The sequence below is a fragment of the Chloroherpetonaceae bacterium genome (genome assembly GCA_025056565.1).
GTDB lineage: Bacteria > Bacteroidota > Chlorobiia > Chlorobiales > Thermochlorobacteraceae > Thermochlorobacter.
On record JANWWA010000008.1, the window covers coordinates 1 to 15616 of the forward strand.

The window sequence follows — 15616 nt, forward strand, 5'->3', positions numbered from 1 at the left end:
ATAACCCGCTGCCCGTAGAGCTGGTAAGTTTCTCCATTGCAGCAGTGGATGAGGGCGTCAAACTGAAGTGGCAAACCGCATCCGAAGTGGATAACGCGGGCTTCATTCTCTCGCGCTCCCGCTTCAGAGACGGTGGCTTTGAAGAAATTGCCTCCTACCGCACACACGACGCACTCGTGGGTAAAGGCACATCCAGCACAGGGGGCACTTATGAATTCATTGACCGCGCACGCCTTGTGCCCGGCGAAACCTACTTCTACAAGCTCGAAGATGTCGACTACAACGGCGTCATTTACACCACCGAAATCAAGGAATTCACGATGCCCAAGGAGTATAGCCTAAGCCAGAACTATCCGAATCCATTTAATCCTACCACAACGATTGAATTCAACCTGCGCTTCCCAGGGCGGACGGTGCTGGAAATCTACAACTTACTTGGGCAAAAGGTGATGACGGTGGTGGATGCAGATTTGGCGGCGGGCAGTTACCGCTATCAAGTGAATCTGAGCAATCTGGCAAGTGGAATGTATCTTTATCGCTTACGCAGCCGTGATTTCGTGGCTACAAAGAAGATGCTACTGATGAAATAACCCAAAAAAGAGTTCGTGGCAAAGGGCGTTCCAAGTAGGAACGCCTTTTTGCTTTGCGTTGCTGAAACGCTCCAAGAGATGGTGTGAAGAAGAGCTGTAGCAGAGGCACCTATTCATCTGCTTGCAGAAGCATCAGGAAAAATCTGTAACTTTGCATTTCTTGCAGACGCACACAAACCTCGAACGATGGATACGAGAAAAATTTTGATTTTTGACCAAGTTGGGTTGCCCGCTGAAATCACACAGGAAGGACTCAAGCGAATGCAATATGCGTTTGAGTATTGCTCACCGCAGCAGACGGAACAGTATCTAAGAACATTTGGCGCATCGTTTCACCTAACGCCTGTGTTGCTGCTGGTGGATGCGACCACTTTGCACCGCTTAAAGAAAGAATTGCCGCCTAGTCTAGCTAAAGTGGTGGCTATTGTGGCAGTTGGACTGCCTGAAGAACTTGAGTCGCTAGGCGGGTTTGAGTCATGGATTTACACGCAACAGCTCATTGATTTTCTGGAAATTCCAATCAGCTCAACACGCTTCAAGCTCCTTTTGCAACGCGTGCAGGCGCATTTTCATCAGCGTGAGCGCCAGCAGCTTTTGCAGCGAGAGATTTCTGAGCAGCGAGAAGAGCTTGAGAAACTAACCGAAATCGGTATTGCTCTCTCCAGCGAGCAAGACATCAACAAGCTCCTCGAGATGATTCTGTCCATCAGTATGGAAATTGCAGGAGCAGATGCAGGGAGTCTCTACATTGTCGAGGAGCGCCCGGGCGTGGAATTTGACCGCAGCAACTACCTTGCGAATAAACAACTGCGCTTTAAACTGGCGCAAAACATTAGCCGTGAAGTGCCCTTCAAAGAGTGGGTGATGCCCATCTCTCCAAACAGCATTGTGGGCTACGCTGCCTTGTCTCGTGAGCCACTTAACATTCCTGATGTGTATCACCTACCTGAGCATGTGCCATATAGCTTCGGTGGGCGGGTGTTCGATCAGTCAATTAACTATCGCACCAAGTCAATGCTCACTGTGCCGATGCTGAATCGTGATAAGGAAACCATCGGCGTGATTCAGCTCATTAACAAAAAGCACGACTTTCGCATTGTGCTGCCCGACCCCGAAGAAGCCGTGCATCACATCATTCCCTTCACGAAAAAAGATGAGGCGTTTATTTACGCACTGGCATCGCAAGCGGCGGTGGCTTACGAAAACAGAATGCTGTATGACAACATTCGCAATCTCTTCGAAGGCTTCATCAAAGCCTCTGTCACTGCCATTGAAGCCCGAGACCCTACGACTTCTGGACACTCTGAGCGCGTAGCAATTCTCACCGTCGGTATAGCTGAAGCAGTGGACCGACTGACTACAGGACCCTTTAAGTCTGTTCAATTTTCAAAGCGCGACTTAGAAGAAATTCGCTATGCGTCGCTATTGCACGACTTTGGCAAAATTGGCGTGCGTGAGCGCGTGCTAGTGAAAGCCAAAAAGCTCTATGATTACGAGCTGCGCTCTATTCGTGAGCGTTACGCGCTGATTAAAAAAGCAATTGAGCTGAAATACACAAAGCAGAAGCTATTCTACCTGATGGAACGCACGCGTGAAGAGGTCGAGCCAATCCTTCAAAAGCTAGACGCCGAAATGTCGCAAAAACTTGGGGAGCTGGAAGACTATCTAAAGTTTATTGTTCAAGCTAATGAACCCACTGTGATGCGCTCAGAGGGCTTTGGCAAGCTAAGAGAAATTCAGTCAAAGGTGTTCATCTACAGTGAAGATGAGGTGTATCCCTACCTTCTGGAATCTGAAGCGATGCGCCTATCGATTCCCAAGGGCAGCCTTGATGAAGAGGAACGCCGTGAGATTGAGTCGCATGTAACGCATACGTTCAACTTCCTTAGGAAAATTCCTTGGACAAATGACCTGAGGCGTGTGCCAGAGATTGCCTTTGCGCATCACGAAAAGCTCGATGGCTCGGGCTACCCACGCAAGCTGGCTGCTGAGGCAATCCCTATTCAGGCACGAATGATGACCATTTCTGACATTTACGATGCACTGACGGCACAAGACCGCCCGTACAAGCCCGCCGTGCCTGTTGAACGAGCCTTAGACATTCTGCACTATGAAGTAAAGAGTGGCAAAGTCGACAAAGACTTGTTCGAAGTCTTTGTAGAAGCACGCATTTATGAGAAGGTGAGCAGTGCTAATTTGGCGATTAGTGAAAACGGTCGGGCTTAGACACTATGGCTTAGTGAGAGGGAAGCGGTCCATCAGTTCTTGCGCCTTTCGGCCTGCTTCACTTTTGGGGTCTAACGCCAACGCACGTCGCCAGAGTCGGTGCGCTTCTTCGACTTTGCCAATTTGCATATAGAGAATGCCAAGGTTGACAGTTGCTTTCTGGTGTGTGGAGTCATCTTCGACGGCGCGGCGCATCTCTGAGACGGCTTGTTGCGACAAAGCGGGGTTGCCTTGTTCGCCAAGTTTCAGAAGCACGATGGCATAGTCGACGCGTGCATCCACATTTTTGGGTTGAATAGAGAGAAATTTTTCGTAAAGCGGTTTGGCAAGCTCGTACTCTTCAGCGTCATCGTAAAGATTGGCAGCGCGTAACCAGAGCTGAGGCACACGTGCGCCAGCAATTTCAGCCGCGGCTTTAACATAGAAACCAGCACGGCTAAGTTGCTGAAGGTCAATGTATTCTTTTGAGAGGCGTAGCGCTAGTTCAACCTTTGCCGCTGAATCGGTCTCCGTTACAAAGCGCTGGTGCAAGGCTTCCAGCCGATTTAGGGTGGCGGTGTCAACTATCACAGGCAAACGCGAGGCTTCATTAGGACTGGCTGACAGGCGTTCCTCCGTGAGCGGCTTAGCACCTTCACCTGCTGCACCTGACTTCTTAAATGCCACACGAGCGGTCATACCTTGGTAGCCAAAAGCCGCAAGCACGACTAGCATAAAAAGAGCAAAAGAGAGCCATATGGATTGCTCCGCACGCACCGCTTTCAAAGAAGCTGATGACGAAGCAGTCGCTGCAGAACCTACGCTATCTGCCACGGCATCTGCCAAAGGTGGTGATTCAATTTTCAAATCACTGCCGCATTGGTGGCAAACGGTTGCATCAGGCAAGACGAGCGCACCGCAGTTTGGACAAGTGGCTTTGTCTTGCACATTGGGGCGATGGATCATTCTTTCTCTTTCGGCAGTTTCTTGAGCTTCTCACTGACTGCGGTTTTGAACTCTCGTGAGATTTTAAAGGTTGGCACATACTTTTCCTCAATGAGGACTTTTTCACCTGTGCGCGGATTATGGGCAATGCGTTTGTTCTTCTTGCGCACGTTGAACGTGCCAAACCCGCGAATCTCAATGCGTTCACCAGACTTTAGCGACTCAATGACGGTTTCAATAAACCCATCTACCACAGTTTCGGTCTCCTGCTTTGAGAGACCCGTACGACTGGCAATAATGCTAACAATATCTGCTTTTGTCACGGTTACGACAATAAGGTTGATGAGTTAGGGAAAAATCTCTACGATGCCTTAAACCAAAGACGAGCTGCAACGATGACTAAAAGCAATGCAAACCCTTTGCGCACCCACTCTTCAGAGAGCGACAGGGCGAGCCGAGACCCAAACAGCGAGCCGAAAAATAGGCTCAATGCGATGACGGCAGCGTATCTAAGATGTTCCACTGAGATTTTCCCAGCTTTGTAGTATTCCAGTGCGCCCAAGATACCGACGGGCAACAGAAATACAAGAAGCGAAGTGCCAGTTGCGGTGTATTGCGAAAATCCAAGCAAAAACACCAACAGCGGCACAATTACAACGCCGCCGCCAATGCCAAACATTCCCGAGAGCATTCCTGCTATGAAGCCAATGAGCAAAAGCAGTAGCCAAATCATTACTGAACAGGCGCAAGAGTTTCACCAGCAATGACACGGTCGATTTCACTGGCGCTGAGTGTTTCGCGCTCAATGAGCGCTTTTGCAAGACGATGCAAAATGTCTATATGCTCAGTGAGAATGCGCCGCGCATTTGCCATGCACTCGGAGACAATGTGCCGCACTTCGCTGTCAATTGCGACGGCTGTCTCTTCGCTGTAGTCTCGCACGCGTCCAAAGTCACGGCCTAGGAAAACTTCTTGATGCTTCGTGCCGTAGTTCAAAGGACCGAGCCGCTCACTCATGCCCCACTCGCAGACCATCTTGCGTGCAAGCTCGGTGGCGCGCTCAATGTCGTTACCTGCACCAGTGCTAATTTCGCTGAAAACAATTTCCTCAGCGGCACGCCCACCAAGCGCGTAAGTAATCATTGCCAAGATATACTGGCGGGAATACGTATGCTTGTCTTCCAAAGGCAGGTAAGAGGTCAGCCCCAAAGCGCGACCGCGCGGAATGATGGTAACCTTGTGCACAGGGTCAGCGCCTTCAGTGAATTTGGCGACCAGAACATGACCGCTTTCGTGATAGCTGGTAATTTCTTTTTCTCGCGGCGAAATGTAAATGCTCTTGCGCTCAGGTCCCATCAAGACCTTGTCGCGAGCATCTTCTAAATCTTGCATCGTAACAACGTTGCGGTTGGCGCGAGCAGCGAAAAGTGAGGCTTCATTGACAAGGTTAGCAAGGTCGGCGCCGGCAAAGCCGGGGGTGCCTTGCGCAATAACTTGCAGATTCACATCAGGAGCAAGTGGCACTTTGCGTGTGTGAATGCGCAAAATCGCTTCTCGGCCGCGCACATCGGGCTTGTCGACCACAATTTGTCGATCGAAGCGTCCAGGGCGGAGCAGCGCAGTATCCAGCACATCAGGACGGTTAGTAGCCGCAATCAAAATCACATTGTCATTGGTGCCAAAGCCATCCATCTCGACGAGGAGTTGGTTTAAGGTTTGCTCACGTTCATCGTGTCCGCCGCCCAAACCTGCGCCCCGTGAGCGACCGACGGCATCAATTTCATCAATGAAGACAATGCAAGGGGCATGTTGCTTAGCTTGTTCAAAAAGATCACGCACGCGTGAAGCACCAACGCCGACAAACATCTCGACAAAATCTGCGCCAGACATTGAAAAGAAAGGCACACCCGCCTCTCCAGCTACGGCTTTAGCCAGCAGTGTCTTCCCAGTGCCCGGCGGACCTAAGAGCAACACGCCTTTGGGAATTTTGGCACCCAGCCGCTGGAATTTCTCAGGTTCTCTTAGGAACTCCACAATTTCACGAAGTTCGGCTTTGGCTTCATCGCAGCCAGCAACATCGGCAAATGTAACTTTGGTATCGAACTCGGTAATCATTTTAGCGCGGCTTTTGCCAAAGTTGAACACATTGCGTGTGAGACCGTTTTGTGCCGTAAGCCGCCGAATGATGACGAAGTAAATCACGCCAAGCAAAATCCATGGTCCAAACACCATGAGAAACTGCAGCAGCGAGCCGTCTTCACGCTGCTCAAATTTTATCTTGATATGCTTTTCAACCAGCTCATCAGCCATCGCACGGTCGAACTCAGGCAACTTCACGATGAAGCGGTCAATCTTTTTCTCGCCACGATTGTCAGCCAGTTCAACCGTTTCATACTTGCTAAGAATGCCTGTAAGCACAGCACCGCCGTCGCGTTTTTCTACGATGGCTTCCTTAATGAGCGATAGCCCCAGAAGTCGGCGGAATTCATTGTAGGAGATTTCGGGCGCTGTAGGTTCGCTGGAAGTAAAAAGTCGCTGCAGGAAAAAGAAAAGGAAAATCATTGCAAACGCATAGAGCAAGACGCGAAAGGTGCGTTTGAAGTTTTCATCAGGGTCGCCGTTGCTATTGAGATTTGCGAAGGGGGATTCATCGCCACGCACGGGCTTGAAACGTTCGCGAATGTTCTTCGGTCGCCCGCTCTCCCGATTCTTCACAAAAGGATTCTCTGCCATAAGTCAATACTGCTTTGTTGCTTCAATACTGCAAGCAATGAAGTTTATAGGTTGGTGCTACGCGCACCAAGCCCAAGACAATTGAGAATATGCAGAATCTCTACGGCTCTCGCAACTTATAGACGGCTCTCAGGTTGCGTTTCTTCTGAGCAATATCCAAACCGTAGCCGACCACGAATTGCTTCGGTATACGAAAGCCGATATAGTCGACTGCAAATTCCAACTGTGCAGTTTCTTCTTTGAGAAACAGTGCGCAGAAGCGCAGGCTACCCGGACGCAATTTAAGAATCTCGCTACGGATATATGAGAGCGAAAGACCTGAGTCCACAATGTCTTCAACGACAATCACATCACGCCCTTCTAATACGGCATCAATCGACTTGAGGTTCCTCACCTGACCAGAAGAAATTTTTTGGTTGCCGTAGCTGGAGAGCTTGTAGAAGTCCACTTCTACATCAATCGCTTGTACGGCGCGCACAAGGTCGGCAAGGAAGATAAATGCGCCGTTGAGAATGCCAATGAAAATGGGGGTTTTGCCAGCGTAATCACGTTCAATTTCTTTGCCCAACTCTGCCACGCGTTGAGCAATGGCATCTTCGGAGATAAAAAGCTCGAAAGTATCGTCGCCGACTGTAACGGTGAGCGGCGCTGATGATGCCTGCAGCGATGAGTGATTCACGGTGAAAGACAAGTTGCGCGTGAAAATTAACTAACTGCCGAATATAACAGAACAAGGCGGAAAAATGAACGAAGCCGCAAAGGGCAAAAGCCGTAACATAGAGGGAAAGAGTAACCATTTCTTTGGAAGAGCAGAAAGCCTTTCCTATAATTCTGCCAAAACCTTGTAGTGAAAACGTGGTGCCCTCGAAAATGGAAGCCTCGGTTATTCGACTGGTAGAGCTTTTAGGTGATGCAAAACAGTATCTTGTGCCACTTTTTCAGCGCCCATATAGCTGGGAGCGCAAAGAATGGCAAACTCTTTGGGACGACCTTGTAGAGCTTTGTGAAGCCGAAAATCCTCGCCCCCACTTCTTTGGGGCAATTGTGCTCATTCCAGCTCGCTCTATTCCCGAAGGAGTTACAAAGTATAGTCTGATTGATGGGCAGCAGCGATACACTACAATCTCCGTTTTCTTTGCAGCGCTTCGCCGCATTGCAAAAGAGCGGGGCGAAATGAGACTGGCAGATGAACTCTATGAGAGATTTCTCATCAACAAGTTTGCAGAAGGTAATGATTTTTTCAAGCTACTGCCGACACAAGGCGATAGGAAAGTTTACAGACGCATCATTTTAGGCGAGCCACTCAATGCAGATAATGCAGGTAATGCAGATAATCCAGGTAATTCTCGCTTGGCGAAAGCCTATTGCTTCTTTGAGAAAAAAATTCGGAGTAGTCAAATCTCTCTGCAAAAGCTTAAAGATGTTGCCGAGAGATGGCTGACTGTCGTACGCGTGTTGCTTCATGAGAACGAAGACCCCTACCTTGTCTTTGAGAGTCTCAATGCAAAGGGGCGACCACTCTCTCAGGCGGACTTAATTCGAAACTACTTCCTGATGTGCCTTCATACGAATCATCAGGAGAAAATTCACAAGCAATACTGGCAGCCAATGGAGGATAGACTTGGCGAAGCGCATTTAGCCGAGTTTATTCGTCATTACTTGATAATGCGAAGAGGCGATTTTGTTAAGGCATCAGAGGTTTACTTTGTGCTGAAAGAGTATGCCAGCGGCAAAGACGCCCTGGAGGAACTTCAAACCTTGCACACTTTCTCAAGCTACTATGCCAGAATCATAAGCTTAGAAAGTGAGACGAATGAAGAGATTAGGCGAGCGATGCATCGCCTGAATCGACTGCAGGTGACTACAGCATATCCCTTCTTGTTGGCTTGCTATGACGATTACGAAAGTCAGCGTCTCTCGGCTGAAGACTTCTTGGAAGTTTTGAGAACACTTGAAAATTTCATTATTCGTCGCTTCGTTTGTGGTGTGCCAACAAATCAGCTGAGCAAAATCTTTGCTCCTCTTTCCCAACAGGCAAGAGAGTTGCCAGTTCCTTTCACGGAAGCCGTCAAAGACATTTTAGAGAAACGAAACTATCCTAAAGACTTTGAGTTCAAGCGCGAACTTGTCGAGGCTGAACTCTATGGTGCAGGTGATAGAGGAGAGAAAACAAAGTTCATTCTGGAAACGCTGGAAGAGTCATTTGGACACAAAGAGCAGGTTGCATTTGACAATTTGCAAGTTGAGCACGTGATGCCGCAAACACTCACAGATTGGTGGCGGTCGAACTTGGGGGAAAACTGGAAGTTCACTCACGAGACAATGTGTAACACACTTGGCAATTTAACGCTCACTGCATACAACTCAGAACTGTCGAATGCTGATTTCGAAAGCAAAAAACGCATCTATGCAGGGAGCCATCTCGAACTCAACCGATACTTCTCCGAAGTTGAAACTTGGCGTGAAAAAGACATTCGCCAGCGTGGTGAAATCTTAGCTGAGAAGTGTTTGAAAATCTGGTCATACTTCGGCAAGCAAAACATTACAAATCTCGACAGGCAAGCAGAAGATGAACAGGTAAATACTTTTGAGACAATGAACAATGGAGATTTTCTTGTTGGTGAAGTGCTCGAGCTGTTTGAGGCTTTGCAAGACGAAGTGATGCGATTCAATAGGGCAGAGGAGAAAATTTTGAAGCAGTGCGTTACCTACCGTGTCGGGAACAAAACTTTTCTCTCCGTTGTGCCACAAAAATCAGGCTTAAAACTCTATCTTAATCTGCCGTATGAGGAAGTGCGGAACTACACATTTTGTCGTGATGTAACAGGCATAGGGCATTGGGGCGTGGGTGATGTGGAAGTGAAAATTCAAGAGATGCAGCACATCAAAGAAGTAATGCCAATTGTGCGGAAAGCATATGAGAGGCAATTGCTGTAATGCATTTTTTTGCTGGCATCAAAGTCCCAGAATAAGTTTTGCGATAGTAAAGTAGATAATCAGACCGGTAGCATCGACAAGTGTGGTAATAAGCGGGGCAGAGAGCACCGTCGGATCGACGCCGAAGCGCTCGGCAGTAACGGGAATGAGTGCGCCGATGATGTTAGCCCAAGTGCAAATGGCTATCACGCTAAGTCCTACTGTCAGTGCCAAAGCCCAATCGCCCACGCGGAAAATCGCAAACCCACACGCAATCAGGCACAAAAGTGCCCCCAAAGCAAGACCCGTAGAAAGCTCCTTGAAAAGCACCTTGAACCAATCCGTTGGCTTGATTTCACCAATTGTAAGGCTGCGAATCACCGTAGAAACGGTCTGCGAGCCTGCATTGCCTCCTGTGCCAATTAGCAGCGGAATGAAAATGGTCAGCACGACCACCTTTTCAATTTCACTTTTGAAGCCCTCAAGTACATTCGCCGTCAGAGTGCCCCCAACGAAAAGCAAAAGTAGCCACACAAGACGCTTGCGTACATTTGTCCAAATTGGAGTCTCAAAGTAAGGTTTGTCAGTAGCGCTGGTCTGCACACCACCCAGTTTGAGATAGTCCTGCGTTTCTTCTTGCACAATCACGTCAATAATATCATCGACCGTTACGATACCTAACATTCGGTTATCGTGCGTGACGACAGGCAAAGAGAGAAGGTTATACTTGGAGACCAGCACGGCTGCGTCCCAACGCTCTTCGGTGGGTAAAATGCTAATCGGGTCTCGTTGCATAATGTCTTCCACTGTATCTTGGTCATCTGCCAAAAGCAAGTCACGCAGGCTGACAACGCCCACAAGACGCTTTTCGCCATCGTCGCGCTCGAGCACATAGACATCGTAAATTTCTCGCTTGCGCCCGAACTTTTGCTGCCGCAAAACCAGCTTTTTTGCCATCTCAACGGTCATATCGGCGAAGACTGCCGTAAATTCCGTTGTCATCATAGAGGCAACGCTGGTGAGCGGGTAGCGAAGAAAGTTTTGCAGCTCCAGCTGCATATCGGCAGGCAGTTGCGAGAAAAGTTTTTGATTTAGCTGCTCAGCTTTCTCGCCTTTGGCAAGGTGGAGTTGGCGAAAAAGATAGACGCGCTCATCAGTGCGCAAATTGCGAATGATTTCGACCGCGCGCTCATTCGGAAGAGCTAAAAACAAATCTGGCAGGTGCGGGAAAAGTCGGGTCGCAACAGTCTCTTGTGCCACATCAATAGGTAAATCGGTCAGCACCTTTGCCGCTTTCTCGAGCGGAAGCGCATTGAGGTATTCGGCAATATCCACAGGTTGTAATTCTGCCAGTTCCTCAATCGAGATATCATCGGCAAAGCTATCGACGGCGACTTCAGGTTGCTTAAGCTCGGTCATAGCACTTGGTTGAGACAAGTGACACAAAGCTGTAAATAGAGACGATGTTCAAACTACCAAATGTGCTGACAGAAACCTGCACGTAACTCAAACCAGCGGTTACACTGCAACGTTGTGCTGAAGGCGAGAAAGTGCCTTCCTCGGACTTCTATCCAGAGAGCAAGCCCGCTGCCCCCATGAAAGAGTTGGGTCAAAGGGCAAAATCAGAACAAGCATGCTCCGTAAGCCGTGCCCCGAATTTCCGTGCCGCACAGCTTTCATCATATCGTTAGAAGATGAAAACGCTACGGAGGCAAAATACACTGCTCAAAGCTCTACTCTTGCCTAAGATGCGCGCTGCCGCAAGTTAAGGATTTTTTCTGTAGCCTTTTAGCAACGAAAATAGCTGTATGCCAAAGCAGTATAAAATGTAGCAGCTAAAGGATGGTAGGAGGCATGCGAAGCAGCATTGCGCGTAGCATGACTATAAAAGCAAGCGAAAATTGAGACTGTGGGTGAAAGAGGAATCTTTGCGCCGTGATAGCAAAGACTCCTCACCCTTGTTGCAATGAAGACGCCGCTGCAAAACAATTAGACCAGATTCTTGCGGGCTTTGGTTTCCGCCAGATACCATGCTTGCTTTTGGTAAATCTGAACAATTTCTGTGAAGATGTCGGCTGTGCCGGGGTCATGATGGTTGGTGGCAAGCTCAATGTGCTGGTGCAGCGAATCAATGATGGTATCGGTATCCTCGTAGAGAATTTCTACCATTTCTTGGGGCGTGTAATTCAAGTTGGGAGATTCATCAATTTCAGCCGTTTCAAGGAACTCTTTCATCGTCGCAATCGGGTAGCCACCGATAGAGCGAGAGCGCTCAGCAAGGTCATCAATGATTTTGCTAAGTTGCCGATAGTGTTCATCGAAGAGCTCATGTAGCGTCTTGAAGAATGGACCTGAAACATACCAGTGGAATTTCTTGTATTTGACAGAGAGCACGAAGGCGTTAGCAAGCTGCAAGTTTAGAGCCGAAAGTACTTCGGTAGAAGTGTGCTTGATTTTGACTTCAATCGACATAGCAAGCTCCTTTCTGAAAGTTTAAGTTGGCAGCGAAAGTTAAGAAATTTCAAGAGCGATTTTGCCAAATTGTTTGGCGCTGTCTAAGTAACGCAGGGCAGTTTCTGCTTCGGCAAGAGGAAAGGTGCAGTCTACAATAGGGTGGATTTGATGCGTGGTGACAAAAGTGATCATTGAAGCAAAATCGGCTGGAGAACCCATTGTGGAGCCCAAAAGTGAGAGCTGTTTCCAAAAAATTTTTTGGAGCACAAGCTCTTTGACGGGGCCGCGTGTGGCGCCAACGAAAACAATACGTGCGCCCGGCGCAGCAAGGTCAATGAGCTTGGAGAAGCCCTCGCCACCTGCACTATCCAGAATAACATCAAAGCCAACTGATTTGAGAGGAGTGTCCCAGTCAGGAGTTTGGTAGTTTGCACCGCCTTTTGCGCCCATGGCTAATGCTCTGGACAGTTTGCGGTCGCTGCCTGATGTAACCCACACCTCAGCACCAATTGCGAGGGCAAATTGCAGCGCAAAAAGAGCGACGCCGCCGCCAATGCCCGTAATCAAGACCTTCTCGTTTGGCTGCAGTGCTGCACGCGAGAAGAGCGCACGATAGGCGGTCAGTCCTGCAAGCGGCAATGCTGCAGCCTCCTGCCAAGAAAGGTGGGCCGGCTTTTCACAGAGATTCTGGATAGGGATTTTGAGGAATTCGGCAAATGTGCCGTTATCAGGCAAGCCCAAGATGCGAAACGACTTTTGCTGCGCTTTTTCATTAGGGCCCCAATCCAAGCTGGGATTGATGATCACTTCTTTGCCGAGCCAAGCAGAATGGCGGCACTCAACCACAGTGCCTGCACCATCGGAGCCGAGAATAATCGGAAACTTTAAGCCAGCATACAGACCCTTTTGAATCCAAACATCACGATGATTGAGAGCCGCATAGCGCAGCGCTACCAATGCTTCACCGTCAGAGGGTGAGGGTTTTTCTACCTCCTGCAAGACTAACGGAGCGGAAACAGCAGTTAAGACAGCCGCTTTCATAACTCAGTGGTTACGCAGTGATTAAACAGTGCAGGCTTACCGAACAAACTCCTTTTCTTCTTGCTTAACCACCAAGATAGGTAATTTGGCGCGTCGCATCACAGCTTCAGTGACGCTGCCGAGCAGCAGGCGCGATAAACCGCTACGCCCATGGGAGCCCATAATCAGCAAATCCACGTCTTCTTCCTCAGCAACTCGGATAATGGTATCAGGAGCAAGACCAATTTTAACAAGTTGCCTCACCGTGAGGGTGCTGGGGCATTCTTTTTGAACCAGCATACTGAGCTCCTCTTTGGCATTGCGCTCTAATTCTACTTCGGACACATATGGGACGGTCTCTGCGGTCATTGTAACGGGCTCAACCACATGGAGCAAAATAAGCTCTGCACCCATTGCACAGGCGAATTCCTTGCCGTAGAGAATAGCGTTGTGAGATACTTCAGAAAAGTCAATTGGGCAGAGGATTTTTTTGATGGCAATCATACTGCGTACTGTTTTGCGCTTGAGTTGCCTAAGCAGGCAAGGGAATATGCAACAAATTCCCCTCTCTGCAAAGAATCGAAGAGATGGCTAAAAATTGTTGCAAGGCGTTGAATCTCAAAGAGCTGTAAAGAAAAACCGACTTGTATTTGCTTTTTTCTTTTTTTTCACCCAAATTTGCGCAAGTCTTGCGCAGAAAGCGCACACACAAGTGCAGTACCTCAAATTCAGGAGTAGTAATAAGGGTTCAATAAGAATTGGCAGCTGATACGATCACTGCCCCCTATATCGTCTTGCCCTATTTCGTGTTCTCGTAGTTCAATTGTAGTTCAAGTTTATTGTATTTCACACAGACACCTGCAAAGTACAGAGGTGCTGGGTAACCGCATATCACGCAAAGCGGCTTTGTGATATGCACAAGGCAATGCGGCGACATTGCGTGGGCTTTACTCTATCGACAAATAGACATCTTTTCCAACAAAAACAAGGGAGGATAAATGACAATGAGAAAACTGCTGACAGCGATGCTTTGTACGCTCATCTTACTTTGTGCGCGCAGCTCTATTTTGCAAGCACAAGGGTTAGAGGGCTACGGAGGTGGATTCAAAATCTACCTTAGTAAAGACAGCACTACATTTGTTCGTCTGCTCTTTTGGAATCAAATCTGGATTCGCTGGATGCAGCAAAATCCAGGCACAAGCGTCAGCAACAACCCTGAGACTCGCGAAACCTTCGACATCGGCATTCGTCGCTCGCGTATGCTGGTGCATGGGCAACTGACCCCACGTATTCTGCTGTTCTGGATTATTGGTGTCAACAATCAAACTTTTAACTCAGGTGGTCTAGGCATTGCTTCAGGCTTCGACCCTACGTCTGATGGAAAGCGTCAGCAGGTCTTTGTTCACGATGCATGGTGCGAGTTTAAGTGGAGCCGTGAGCTCTTCATTGGCGCAGGGCTGCTGACTTGGAGCGGTCTGTCGCGCCAAACCAACTGGGCGACATTGAACTACAATATGCTCGATGCGTCAAACTTGGGGTGGATCAATCTTGATGCGACGGACCAGTTTGCTCGTATGTTTGGCATCTATGCGAAAGGTGAAATTGGACACTTCAACTACCGTGCCGTGCTAAGCAAACCCTTCACAATTCCAAATCCTGGACTTGCAACACCAATTGGCGGTACGACCAACCAACCACCAAGCTGGGCAGCAGCACTGACGACTTTACCACCAGCCTACAATATCTCACAATGGGCAGGTAACAACAATGAGCTGCTCTACCACGCATATGTCAACTACGACTTTTTCGAGCAAGAAAGCTCAGTCCTGCCGTTTATGGTTGGTTCATACTTAGGCACGAAGAAAGTTTTTAACATCGGCGTCGGGTTCAATTTGCATCCACGTGGTATGTGGCATCGTATCCGTCCTGCAAATCCTGCTATTCCAGAAGCGGTGGCTCGCACCATTCCGGCGGCAGACCTGAACACACTTAACGATGCGCTAAGACGTGGTATCTATCCTGCTGGACGTGGTCCAGGCCCGAGCTCAGCACCTGGCATCAGCAGTCCTGAAGGTAGCCCACTGAACATTACAGATTCAGCGTTCTACAATGCTTGGGGACGCCTCAACCCTACGCAGCAAGCCGCAATTACGGATGCCTTTGTAGACACTGCTTGGACAGATACATTTCACTGGGCGGTTGACTTTTTCTTAGATCTGCCTTTGCGCTACAAAGAAGATGGGACGCCTGACCCAACCGGCCCGGCAATTACGGCACACGGTGCATTCTATAACTACAACTTTGGACCGAACTACGTGCGCAATATTGGCGTAATGTCAATCGGGCAACCGAATCCGACTGCAGTTGGAGGTCAATTAGTGTCACAGCCTGAGTTTAATGGGCCTGGCAATGCATATCCCTTGCATGGCACAGGTCAAGCCTACTACCTACAAGCCTCATACCTGACGCCACGAGAATGGACAGAAGGATGGGGCAGATTCCAATTCTTCGGTGCAATTACATACCTTAACTATCAGCGTCTGCGTGAGCCAACCCTTATGCCAGAGTTTGGGTTCAACTGGATTTTAGCAGGGCAGAATGCAAAAATCAGTATGCAGTTCCGTCCTCGTGCGATTTATGGTCGTGCAATCAGCTCAGAGCCTGGACGCGAGCTGTTAGATGGAATGCGTCGTGTCGGTACGCGCTGGGAAGCTATTACGCAGTTCCACATCTATCTCTAATTGTGCAACTTT

General features: G+C 48.8%; 13 protein-coding genes. 4 read left to right on the forward strand and 9 right to left on the reverse strand.

Features of this window, described 5'->3' with window-relative positions:
• Together NZM05_07405 and NZM05_07410 are read left to right on the forward strand one after the other, a co-directional pair.
• A partial coding sequence (locus tag NZM05_07405; protein MCS7013443.1) for a T9SS type A sorting domain-containing protein occupies positions 1-590 on the forward strand: 590 nt, incomplete at its 5' end.
• Between the two features lie 186 nt (positions 591-776).
• Positions 777-2816 carry a GAF domain-containing protein gene (locus tag NZM05_07410; protein MCS7013444.1) on the forward strand — a complete coding sequence of 680 codons (2040 nt, stop codon included), beginning with the start codon at positions 777-779 and terminating at the stop codon, positions 2814-2816.
• 3 nt (positions 2817-2819) lie between these two features.
• Here the strand turns inward: NZM05_07410 and NZM05_07415 are convergent, their stop codons facing one another.
• The 5 genes from NZM05_07415 to hpt all read right to left on the reverse strand — a co-directional run bounded on the left by NZM05_07415 (position 2820) and on the right by hpt (position 7152).
• Complete coding sequence (locus NZM05_07415; GenBank protein ID MCS7013445.1) at positions 2820-3761, reverse strand: tetratricopeptide repeat protein; 942 nt, start codon at positions 3759-3761, stop codon at positions 2820-2822.
• Positions 3758-4075, reverse strand: a complete 318-nt coding sequence (locus NZM05_07420; GenBank protein ID MCS7013446.1) for an integration host factor subunit beta — start codon at positions 4073-4075, stop codon at positions 3758-3760. The genes NZM05_07415 and NZM05_07420 overlap by 4 nt, the downstream gene beginning before the upstream one ends.
• Positions 4076-4101: 26 nt before the next feature.
• Positions 4102-4473, reverse strand: a complete 372-nt coding sequence (locus NZM05_07425; GenBank protein MCS7013447.1) for a sulfite exporter TauE/SafE family protein — start codon at positions 4471-4473, stop codon at positions 4102-4104.
• Positions 4473-6473, reverse strand: coding sequence for an ATP-dependent zinc metalloprotease FtsH (ftsH, locus tag NZM05_07430; protein MCS7013448.1), 2001 nt, complete (start codon positions 6471-6473; stop codon positions 4473-4475). Before ftsH ends, NZM05_07425 begins: the two co-directional genes overlap by 1 nt.
• A 100-nt stretch (positions 6474-6573) precedes the next feature.
• Positions 6574-7152 carry a hypoxanthine phosphoribosyltransferase gene (gene hpt / locus NZM05_07435; GenBank protein MCS7013449.1) on the reverse strand — a complete coding sequence of 193 codons (579 nt, stop codon included), beginning with the start codon at positions 7150-7152 and terminating at the stop codon, positions 6574-6576.
• A gap of 191 nt (positions 7153-7343) precedes the next feature.
• On the opposite strand from hpt, the gene NZM05_07440 reads away from it, so the two are divergent.
• Positions 7344-9410, forward strand: a complete 2067-nt coding sequence (locus tag NZM05_07440) for a DUF262 and DUF1524 domain-containing protein (GenBank protein ID MCS7013450.1) — start codon at positions 7344-7346, stop codon at positions 9408-9410.
• Positions 9411-9428: 18 nt separating this feature from the next.
• On the opposite strand, the gene mgtE is transcribed toward NZM05_07440, so the two are convergent.
• From mgtE to NZM05_07460, 4 genes are all read right to left on the reverse strand, one after another.
• Positions 9429-10808 carry a magnesium transporter gene (gene mgtE, locus NZM05_07445; GenBank protein ID MCS7013451.1) on the reverse strand — a complete coding sequence of 460 codons (1380 nt, stop codon included), beginning with the start codon at positions 10806-10808 and terminating at the stop codon, positions 9429-9431.
• 570 nt (positions 10809-11378) lie between these two features.
• Positions 11379-11861, reverse strand: a complete 483-nt coding sequence (locus NZM05_07450) for a DNA starvation/stationary phase protection protein (protein ID MCS7013452.1) — start codon at positions 11859-11861, stop codon at positions 11379-11381.
• Positions 11862-11900: 39 nt separating this feature from the next.
• A complete protein-coding gene (locus NZM05_07455) occupies positions 11901-12884 on the reverse strand; it encodes a zinc-binding dehydrogenase (GenBank protein ID MCS7013453.1) in 984 nt (327 codons plus the stop codon).
• Between the two features lie 36 nt (positions 12885-12920).
• Entirely contained in the window at positions 12921-13367 is a 447-nt protein-coding gene (locus tag NZM05_07460) for a universal stress protein (GenBank protein MCS7013454.1), read from the reverse strand.
• Between the two features lie 500 nt (positions 13368-13867).
• On the opposite strand from NZM05_07460, the gene NZM05_07465 reads away from it, so the two are divergent.
• Entirely contained in the window at positions 13868-15604 is a 1737-nt protein-coding gene (locus NZM05_07465) for a hypothetical protein (GenBank protein ID MCS7013455.1), read from the forward strand.
• The last annotated feature ends 12 nt before the right edge of the window (positions 15605-15616 follow it).